This is a genomic window from Leptothrix ochracea, from assembly GCF_041083635.1.
Classification (GTDB): Bacteria; Pseudomonadota; Gammaproteobacteria; order Burkholderiales; family Burkholderiaceae_C; genus Sphaerotilus; species Sphaerotilus ochraceus.
The window spans coordinates 1-9,090 of the sequence record NZ_JBFPHB010000011.1; the positions used below are offsets into that span (position 1 = coordinate 1).

Below are 9,090 nucleotides of genomic sequence, written 5' to 3' on the forward strand. Positions count from 1 at the left end.
GCCGCCCATTACGTGGACAATGCCCGCCGCTTCGCGCGCGAGTTGCATCCGTGGTCATCAACCTGAGCCAAGACACACCATGTCCGAACTGAACAAATTCCTTTTTGAAAATCTCCCCGTGCGCGGTCTGCTGGTTCGCCTCGAAACGCCTTGGCAAGACATCCTGAGTCGCCGCGCCCAAATGGGGGCATACCCCGTGGCGGTGCGCAATCTGCTGGGCGAGATGACCGCCGCTGCGGCGCTGCTGCAAGCCAACATCCAATTCAACGGCGCGCTGGTGTTGCAGATCCAAGGCGATGGCCCCCTCAAACTCGCGGTGGTCGAAGTCCAGCCCGATCTGGCCCTGCGCGCCACGGCCAAGATCGTCGGTGCTGTGCACGAAGAAGACGACCTGACGCAACTCGTCAACCGTCACGGTCACGGCCGCTGCGCCATCACCCTGGACCCGCGCGACCGCCAGCCCGATCAAGTGCCCTACCAAGGCGTCGTCTCGCTCGCCACCGAGGATGAGCAAGGTGTGGCCTCTCTGTCGGCCGTGCTGGAGCACTACATGCGCCAGTCCGAACAGCTCGAAACACGCTTGGTGCTGGCCGCCAATGAGCACGTCGCCGCTGGGCTGTTGATCCAGCGCCTGCCCATCGAAGGCAGCGCCAACCTCTCCGGCAGTGCCCAGAGCGATCAAGACCGCGCGGCCCAAGCCGACGAGGACTTCAACCGCATCGCCATGCTCGCCTCGACCCTCAAGCCGCTGGAGTTGTTGAGCTTGGATGCCCCGACCATCCTGCACCGCCTGTTCTGGGAAGAAGACCTGCGCGTCTTCGAACCCCTCACCCCTCGCTTTGCCTGCACCTGCTCACGCCAACGCGTGGCCGCCATGCTGCGCCAACTGGGCCGCGAAGAAATCGACTCGATCCTTGAAGAACGCGAGAACGTCGAAGTCGGCTGCGAGTTCTGCGGTCAACAACACCACTTCGACCGCATCGACGCCCAGGCCCTCTTCACCCCCGGCATCGACCACCCACCCGGCACCACACGGATGCAGTAAATCTGAGAGTTCTTCATGGCCATTCATCGCTGTACCCAATGTGGCCACCTTGCTGAGGTGAGCAACGATCAAATCGGTGTCCGTCTGAACTGCCCCCAATGCGGCGCAGCTGGCACCGCTCACGACACCGTGATGTACGTGGGCAAGTTGCTGGAGCGCTATTTCGCCAGCCGCCGCGAGATTGAGGCGCTGCGTGAGATCGACAAGACCTTGCCCACCGCATCACCCCCATCAACCACTGCCACCCTGCCTGCTGATTTCGACGCCTACAACAGCCAAACGCTCAGCACGGCCGAACAACACGAGGGTCTGCGGCGCTGGTTTGCGGCCCGACGCATCAAGGCTGATTTCGACCTGGATGCCGTCAACACCACCGGCTTTTTTGACGAAGCCGCCGATTTGCTCAGCGAAGACTTGGCCATGAGCGGCGATCTGCTGGGTCGATTGCGCTGGGCCTATCGCAAGGACGTGAACTTCCTGAACATCAAACTCAGCGACATGAGTCAAAAGGATGGTCAGGCCTACAACGCGCTGTGCCAAAAGCTCTACAGCTATTCGTTTTTCGCCAAATACAACTACCAGCGCAACGACAAGCTGATTCGCCTCAACTTGCAACCCGCTCCGGCAGTGCGACGCTTTTTTGAAGGGGGTTGGCTGGAGTGGCGCGCCTTCATGGCGATGCTCAATCTTTGCCAAGAACGCAAGCTGGCGTTCTCATGCGCACGCAACGCCAAGGTGGTGTTTGAGAACGAAGACCTGCACGAGCTCGATGTCGTCTTTCTGATCAACGACATCCTGATCTGCATCGAGTGCAAGAGCGGTGAGTTCCGTCATGACATTGAAAAAATGACCCGCTTACGCCGCAAACTGGGTCTCGGCAAACGCCAATTCATCGTCTGTGCCACCGACATGGATGACACCCAAGCCACCGGCATGACGGCCATGTACGAACTGAGCTTTGTCACCCCCGACACCCTGATGCCTTTGCTGCAACAAAGCCTCACGGGGCCAGCCCCACGCTAAGACAACACCGCATCCGTGGGGCCGAAAGCCGCCTCCGGGGGTGCGGAACGCGCGTCCGGGGGTGAAGATGACACCTCCGTGGGGCCGGAGGTTGCCTCCGTGGGCTGCACCGCCTTTTCTTCAGTGTGCATACGGCGCTCCGGCCCTGCAAATCACGCCACCGCACCCCGCGCAACCCCTGTGTTGGAGTGCAGCCCGGCTTCTTACGCTTGACATGCCCGCATGCATCGGTGCGGAGCGACGGGGCGGTAGTGCGGATCACGCAGGTGGCCCCCTGCGTCAGGCCGTTTAGAGGAAATCCCTCCGGCCAACAACGGTGCCCGAGCCCCCGTCTAACCATTCCACAGTGCACATCAACATGCACGCCAGAACAAAGCTGCGTGCGGCAGGATCCCGGGGCCAAACAGCGAACCGACAACTTCAGCAACTGCTTTTCCGAAAGGTTTGACTTGCCCAAGATTCGCTGAAAAATTGAGCGACTCCTAGATTGCCGATTCGCCTGAATCACTCATGCAGGCCTGTCAAACGATTTCTTACAAATCTGCTTAAGCCAGCCAAAAACCTCTGGGGCAACACGCACAGCCGAAGTCACAGTTCCAACAAAGACACAGCTAACATTGCCCTGCGCGTTTTTCGGAATCATAAAAATTTTACCGTCTTGGCCCACTGCGCTTGTGATCACCCAAACGTGAGGAAACGTCTTATCACCCGTTGGAAGGCCAAGAACATCAACCCCCGATCCATTCACATTCCGCATCGCAATTGGAGAGTCACTACTTGGTGATTGTCGGTGATCAAACTCTAGCTGCTGCAAAAGAACATATTTACCTTTCTGATAAAGCTCCCCGCTACGCATCTGGTACCAAGCATATGTCGCCGCAGCAAAAATACTTGCTACTGTCGCGGCCGCAATGATCAACCAACTAGATCGCCAATTCACATGTACCTCCGGCTCTATTACTTGGGATTGAAAGGCAGCAAAGCCGATGGCACTGCACTTCCTTTCGGAAGATACATATAGGTCGCACCAGGTACCGAGAGCGCATCATTAAAAACCTTGCCGGGCAAGATCGATGGATCGGGACTCATTGGCAAACCTGCCGAATTCAACGCCGTACCAGTGGTGGTCGCACAATTGTTTGAGTTCCACGAATAGCCTCCCGAGTTCGTTCGCATTGATGCTTGAATCGCCGCCTCTTGCTCAGGGGACGTCGGCAGCACCACTATCTGCACACTACGGTTAGCAAGTTGCCCGGCAAGATAGTTGCTAAAACTCCCACCATAAGGATCTGCCGTACCATAGCTGTAGACACCACTTCCTGTCGTGGCCACACCAATATGACCGAACGGATTACTGCTGACGCTGCCCGATAGGACAACTACGGTAGTTAAACCCCTCGGATCAATTCTGCTCACCGGATTCCCCCCCACATACCCATACCGATTGATCCCGCCCTCAAGCCCAATCGGGTCAGGTTGGATGTAGCGGCCGGTGGCGGGGTTGTAGTCGCGGTGGCCGTTGTGGTGGAGGCCGGTTTCCTTATCAAAAATCTGGCCCGGCATGCGCAGGTTGAAGGTTAATAATTAACTGCTGACTTGAAGCCAACCAATTCATCTTAATAACAGAGTCTCGAATACGTTAATCCAATTTATTCAAGGTATTGCATCACGAATTTCATCGCGCAATTCTGCGAGTGCATCAGCATTGGTTAAGGGGTCTTGCAGTAAAACCGATTCAGCTGCCTTCAACAAGGCAAAGCACTTGGCCTCATCAGAGGCGGCTTTGTACAAATTCGCCAGATCACACATGGCATTGACGTGATCTGGCTCCACGACAAGGATTAGCTCATAACAATTTTTCGCCTGCGCCAATTCCTGACAGTTCAGATAGCTCAACTCGTCTGCCCGCATTGGCGCATATGCAAACAGCTCCAAAGTATTGCCTTTTAGCAGCAGCGCATCAGCGTCATGTGGATCTGCCATCAAATGCTTTTCCAACAAACCCAAGGCATCCTCGTAGTTTCCTACTAAAGCAAGTGATCTAGCGTTTGCGACGTCAACCGGCTCTGCCATAGGTGACTACTCCTTTCATGTTAAAAACCCGTAGGGGCTAAGATAAACTTAGTCATCATCCGACATATCTCTACAAATCTGGCAACTGATTGGATCACCGCGCACGCACATTTCACATGAAGTGCCCTTCACCATGTCTTCAATAAATGGCAGGCACACAGACTTGGTAAACCCTCGTTTGGCTACCTTGATCCACCCCTTCAAGAATATTTTTCTAGCAGGGCTCGCCTTCGGATCGTCGACTACTGCTTGTGCTCTCTTGATGGCAGCTTCAACTTCTGCAGCTGTACTGCTCTTGGTCACGCCTGATACCGCCGAATCACTTCCACCAATACTGGCCTGACCCTGAACTTTGCTCAACCCATCAGGATCACTCCACATCACCGGATTCCCCCCCACATACCCATACCGATTGATCCCCCCTTCAAGCCCAATCGGGTCGGGTTGGATGTAGCGGCCGGTGGCCGGGTTGTAGTCGCGGTGGCCGTTGTGGAACAGGCCCGTTTCCTTATCAAAGATCTGGCCCGGCATGCGCAGGTTGAAGACGTAGCCGGTGGCGGCAGAAGGAGGCACGATCTGGGCGTAAGGGTCTTCGTAAGGGGCCCACGTCCACAAGAGGCCCCCATTGGGGTTGGAGATGGTGCGTGGCGTGTTGAGGTGATCGACAAAGACCGTGTCGGTGGTGGCGGCGTAGGTCGATGTGGCGGCGCTGAAGGTGGTGCGGAGCACGCCAACAGGGGTGTCACCGAGCCAGATGACTTCGTAAAGCGGTGCGCCGGTCGAGTCGTATTCACCCAAAACATGGCCCGCTTCGTCGTAGGCGTAGAAGAACGTGCCCAGTGGGCCGGACTTGGCCACGCGCTGCTCCAAGCCGTTGTAGAGGAAGTTGGTCACACCCGCCGTGTTGCGCACCGAGGCCAGACGGCCGAGATCGGGGTTTGCAGCGTCCTGCGCCTGGGCCGCCGCTTCAGACCAGTGGGCGAGCAGCGCGCCCAGCACGTCCTGCGCGACTTCGAGGCGGATGCCGTGGGTGAACGTGGTGGTCATTTATTGCAGTGCTCGCTGGGACTTCAAACTTGAGGCCAGCCCCAGGAACCAGAGGGCGTTGGGCTTCGCAGGCTCAGCCCATTAACCTACGGGGCTGCGAAATGTTCTGTGCGAACAACCTTCCCCGTCGGATCCAACCAACGCCACTCCCCCGCCTGCTTTCCGAGCGAGTGGGCGCCTTCGATCACGACATGCCCGTTCTCAGCTATGACGATGGGGCCATGCTCCATCAAACATACAGCGCGAAGTCCTGACTTTCCCCAAGGGAGATATTCAAGATGCGAACCCGCTGGGCATTGCACGTTCTTGCTCGCTAGAACCTCGTAGTTCGCACTCGATTGCTTGCAGCTAGTCGTCATGGCCGCGAGCATCAGAATCCCGACAGCCCACACGAAGACTCTCATTCACGTTCCTTATGGAGTGAGGGGATACGAGACGTAGGGCGGACGCGGTTCTTTCCACCCTGCATCAAAGAGAGTCTGACGAACAAAGGACTGGCACTGATTGGTCGGACCCCATCGCCCCAGCGGACGCCCGATCTTCAGCGCAGCGTTGACCTTGTTTTCGTCAACGCCATCGACCTTTTTGCATGAGGCACCAGCCTCCTTGCTTCTGCCCCGATGGTCAGTGACTTGCACGGGATCACCGGGCATGTCACCCGACTGATTGCCCGGCACGTTACCTCTCGTTCCACCCATGCCGGCCTCAGCTGTGTCCGTCTTAAGCCAATGGTGATCGACCGGCATCCCGCCAAACGCCGGCTGGGAACAAACTTCGACGACCAACCCCGTCGGATCAGCGAACGAGATCGGATTCCCGCCGACATATGCGTACCGATTGATCCCGCCCTCAAGCCCAATCGGGTCGGGCTGGATGTAGCGGCCGGTGGCGGGGTTGTAGTCGCGGTGGCCGTTGTGGTGGAGGCCGGTTTCCTTATCAAAGATCTGGCCCGGCATGCGCAGGTTGAAGACGTAGCCGGTGGCGGCAGAAGGAGGCACGATCTGGGCGTAAGGGTCTTCGTAAGGGGCCCACGTCCACAAGGAGCCCCCGTTGGTATTGAAGATGGTGCGTGGCGTGTTGAGGTGATCGACAAAGACCGTGTCGGTGGTGGCGGCGTAGGTCGATGTGGCGGCGCTGAAGGTGGTGCGGAGCACGCCCACAGGGGTGTCACCGAGCCAGATGACTTCGTAAAGCGGTGCGCCGGTCGAGTCGTATTCACCCAAAACATGGCCCGCTTCGTCGTAGGCGTAGAAGAACGTGCCCAGCGGGCCGGACTTGGCGACACGCTGCTCCAAGCCGTTGTAGAGGAAGTTGGTCACACCAGCGGTATTGCGCACCGAGGCCAGACGGCCGCGATCACTGTAGGCGTAGCGGTTCAGCCCGTCATCCATCAGCCGCCCCGCATTGTCGTGAACTTGGGGGTACACGGTGGGCAGCGGAACCCCTGCGGCCGTGAGGACGGAGCCCCACTGCTCGACGCTAGCAAGCCGGTTGGTGCCGTCAACAAGCTTTGTGCTCAGCGCCAGATTGTTGACTTGGCTGAGCGTGCGGTTGTTGGACGTGTCGTAGGCGTAGCCCAGATAGCGGTTGGCATCGGTCATGCCGGTCAAACGATCCAAGGCGTCGTAGGCAAAGATGCGATCCACAAGCGTGGGCGTGGTCTGCACCGTCACCCGCCCCTGAAGGTCGTATTTCAAGCTCCGATTCGAACTGGTTGTGATCGGATAGCTGAGCAGACGACCGTGGGTGTCATAGGTGCGCACAGCGTTCATGCCGAACTGGGTGGTCCAGCTCTTGAGCGCACCCCAAGCCGTCCATTGCATGTTGCTCATGAACGTGCTGGCTGCGCTGGTGGACACATTCGGGCCAGCGCCTTGGCTGAGCACGGGGTGAAACAGAATCTGGCTCACACGGCCATCGGGGGCGTAGACGTACTCGATTTGTGAGCCGCTGGGATACGTCAGCGTCTTGAGATGGCCACTGTCCCCCGCACCGCTCCCCCAGCCGTACTGGACTGAATGCGTCTTGGTGATCCCTGCGCTCACCGCCATCTGGGTCTTGCGGGTCACTTCGCCAAAAGCGGAGTAGCTGTAGTCCGTGGTGCCGGACTCATTCAGTCGGGGCTGATTTCTGCCTTGCCATGGCCAAAGCCATCGACGCCGTAGGTGATTTGTGCGCGGCCGTCGTGAGTTTGAAGAACAGCCAGCAATGAACGGTGAATCGTGACGCATCAAGGTGATGCACTTCGCGTTTGAATCAGCTTCTTTTTCAATCAGGTGCGGGTACGACAAGGTGGGAGACTTCCAAGCGAACACCGTGGGTGAGCGGAACATCATTCCCTGTACAAAACTTCAACCATGTCGCCACAGGCAAGAGCGAGAACCTGGTCTAGGGTATCCACCTCGAACTCTGAATAGCTCAACTCCAGCCCTATCAACCCCACTGCACTTGCCGAGACAGGGCTCGGCGCTATCTCGATGACCTTGCGGATACCTGCAAAGAGATAAGCCACCTTTTGCTCATTCAGCTCAAGGTGCCCATCTTCACTGGCGTCTTCATTGCCCTTGCCGATCTCAGCTGCTGCTTTTGCGGCTTGATCATCATTCTCGGCTTCGATCAGGTAGACGTTCTCATGGACGAGGAATGAATCTTGATCATGATCGAGAAGCTTGAAGTAAAAAATGGCGTGTGCACAGTACAGCATGGTCTTCTCTACGTTACTTGCAATTCTCGCGGTCCTTATCCGTGTTTCGATTTCCTAATCGGAAACACCAGCCCGGCATGCGCAGGTTGAAGACGAAACTCGAAGGCACCACCTCGGTTCCACGATTTGAATCGCTCACCGCTCTGGAGGCAGAGCCCCCCGCATCTTATTTAGGCGCATCAGCGTGGCAAGCGCAGCTTCGATGTCCTCTCCCATGTACTCCGCCCAGTCAGGATCAGCATTCAAATGCGAAAGCACATGCACTACACACGCAATTTGCTCGCTGCTCATCAAGGACAGTCTTGCTGCGACCTGTTGATCCACTTCCTTGCTACGGGACACCAAGCTCAGAACAAAAAAAGATACCTCCATCAGACTATATTTTGCCTCATCTGTGAGTGCATATCGGAGGTAGTACGGAACAATCCAGCGCGTTGAGGCGGGCGATATTTTACGGAGTTCCTGATGCATCTGCCGAAGTAAACTCTTGTCCGGCATGTTTGTTCGCCAACTTTCCAAATCTGCCGCCACATCATGCGCATAGTCTTGGTCGGCAAGCGAACCTTCTACAAGATCATTCTTCGGCGGTAAATTAGCACCTGTGAATGCTTGATTAATTCTGTCGATTAATTGCATGTCTTTTCTCAAGGACAGTTCTCTTTACAAACTCTTTTCACCGCGCGCTCGGCTCTTGATATGTTGATTTCGATGTCGGACATTAACTGTGCATTGTGCCGCTCATCTTCACCGCCCCACCATCTGTTGGTATTTGCTTCCCGAAGCGCTTTACAATCCATCCACTTTTTCACTTCCCACTTGGCACGCTCGCAAGCATTAAATCCGGGTGGCGGCTCCTCGTCGCATCGATTCTTGTATTCCCGCCTATTCGCAATTCGCTCGATTAACTCTTGAAGTACGGAATCACTCTGGTGATTCGGACCAACTCCCGGAGGAAAGTCAGGATCAACAAAAGATGGCCGACGTCCACCAGGAATGGGAATTACGATTTGCAGTCCATCAGGATCACTCCACATCACCGGATTCCCCCCCACATACCCATACCGATTGATACCGCCCTCAAGCCCAATCGGGTCGGGCTGGATGTAGCGGCCGGTGGCCGGGTTGTAGTCGCGGTGGCCGTTGTGGAACAGGCCTGTTTCGTCATAGGCGTAGAAGAACGTGCCCAGCGGGCCGGACT

General features: G+C 56.8%; 10 protein-coding genes. 2 read left to right on the forward strand and 8 right to left on the reverse strand.

The window, feature by feature from the left end; genetic code table 11:
• The first annotated feature begins 79 nt into the window (after positions 1-79).
• Positions 80-1,045: an Hsp33 family molecular chaperone HslO gene (hslO, locus tag AB3X39_RS05405; RefSeq protein WP_369416339.1), complete on the forward strand. Its 966-nt coding sequence runs from the start codon at positions 80-82 to the stop codon at positions 1,043-1,045.
• Positions 1,046-1,060: 15 nt separating this feature from the next.
• Positions 1,061-2,068 (forward strand): Card1-like endonuclease domain-containing protein, encoded by a 1,008-nt coding sequence (locus AB3X39_RS05410; protein WP_369416340.1) that lies wholly within the window; start codon positions 1,061-1,063, stop codon positions 2,066-2,068.
• 508 nt (positions 2,069-2,576) lie between these two features.
• Here AB3X39_RS05410 and AB3X39_RS05415 read toward each other — a convergent pair.
• From AB3X39_RS05415 to AB3X39_RS05450, 8 genes are all read right to left on the reverse strand, one after another.
• Positions 2,577-3,008, reverse strand: coding sequence for a hypothetical protein (locus tag AB3X39_RS05415; RefSeq protein ID WP_369416341.1), 432 nt, complete (start codon positions 3,006-3,008; stop codon positions 2,577-2,579).
• Between the two features lie 17 nt (positions 3,009-3,025).
• Positions 3,026-3,631: an RHS repeat-associated core domain-containing protein gene (locus tag AB3X39_RS05420; RefSeq protein ID WP_369416342.1), complete on the reverse strand. Its 606-nt coding sequence runs from the start codon at positions 3,629-3,631 to the stop codon at positions 3,026-3,028.
• A gap of 90 nt (positions 3,632-3,721) precedes the next feature.
• Positions 3,722-4,141 (reverse strand): hypothetical protein, encoded by a 420-nt coding sequence (locus AB3X39_RS05425; RefSeq protein ID WP_369416343.1) that lies wholly within the window; start codon positions 4,139-4,141, stop codon positions 3,722-3,724.
• A 48-nt stretch (positions 4,142-4,189) separates the two neighbouring features.
• Positions 4,190-5,188 carry an RHS repeat-associated core domain-containing protein gene (locus tag AB3X39_RS05430; protein ID WP_369416344.1) on the reverse strand — a complete coding sequence of 333 codons (999 nt, stop codon included), beginning with the start codon at positions 5,186-5,188 and terminating at the stop codon, positions 4,190-4,192.
• A 413-nt stretch (positions 5,189-5,601) separates the two neighbouring features.
• Positions 5,602-7,257, reverse strand: a complete 1,656-nt coding sequence (locus tag AB3X39_RS05435) for an RHS repeat-associated core domain-containing protein (protein WP_369416345.1) — start codon at positions 7,255-7,257, stop codon at positions 5,602-5,604.
• A 263-nt stretch (positions 7,258-7,520) separates the two neighbouring features.
• The gene (locus AB3X39_RS05440; protein ID WP_369416346.1) at positions 7,521-7,892 is read right to left on the reverse strand and encodes a DUF4288 domain-containing protein; all 372 of its coding nucleotides are present in this window, start codon (positions 7,890-7,892) and stop codon (positions 7,521-7,523) included.
• Between the two features lie 135 nt (positions 7,893-8,027).
• Entirely contained in the window at positions 8,028-8,528 is a 501-nt protein-coding gene (locus tag AB3X39_RS05445) for a DUF6714 family protein (RefSeq protein WP_369416347.1), read from the reverse strand.
• 8 nt (positions 8,529-8,536) lie between these two features.
• Positions 8,537-9,090, reverse strand: a 554-nt coding sequence (locus tag AB3X39_RS05450; RefSeq protein ID WP_369416348.1) for an RHS repeat-associated core domain-containing protein, incomplete at its 5' end; no start/stop codon positions are given.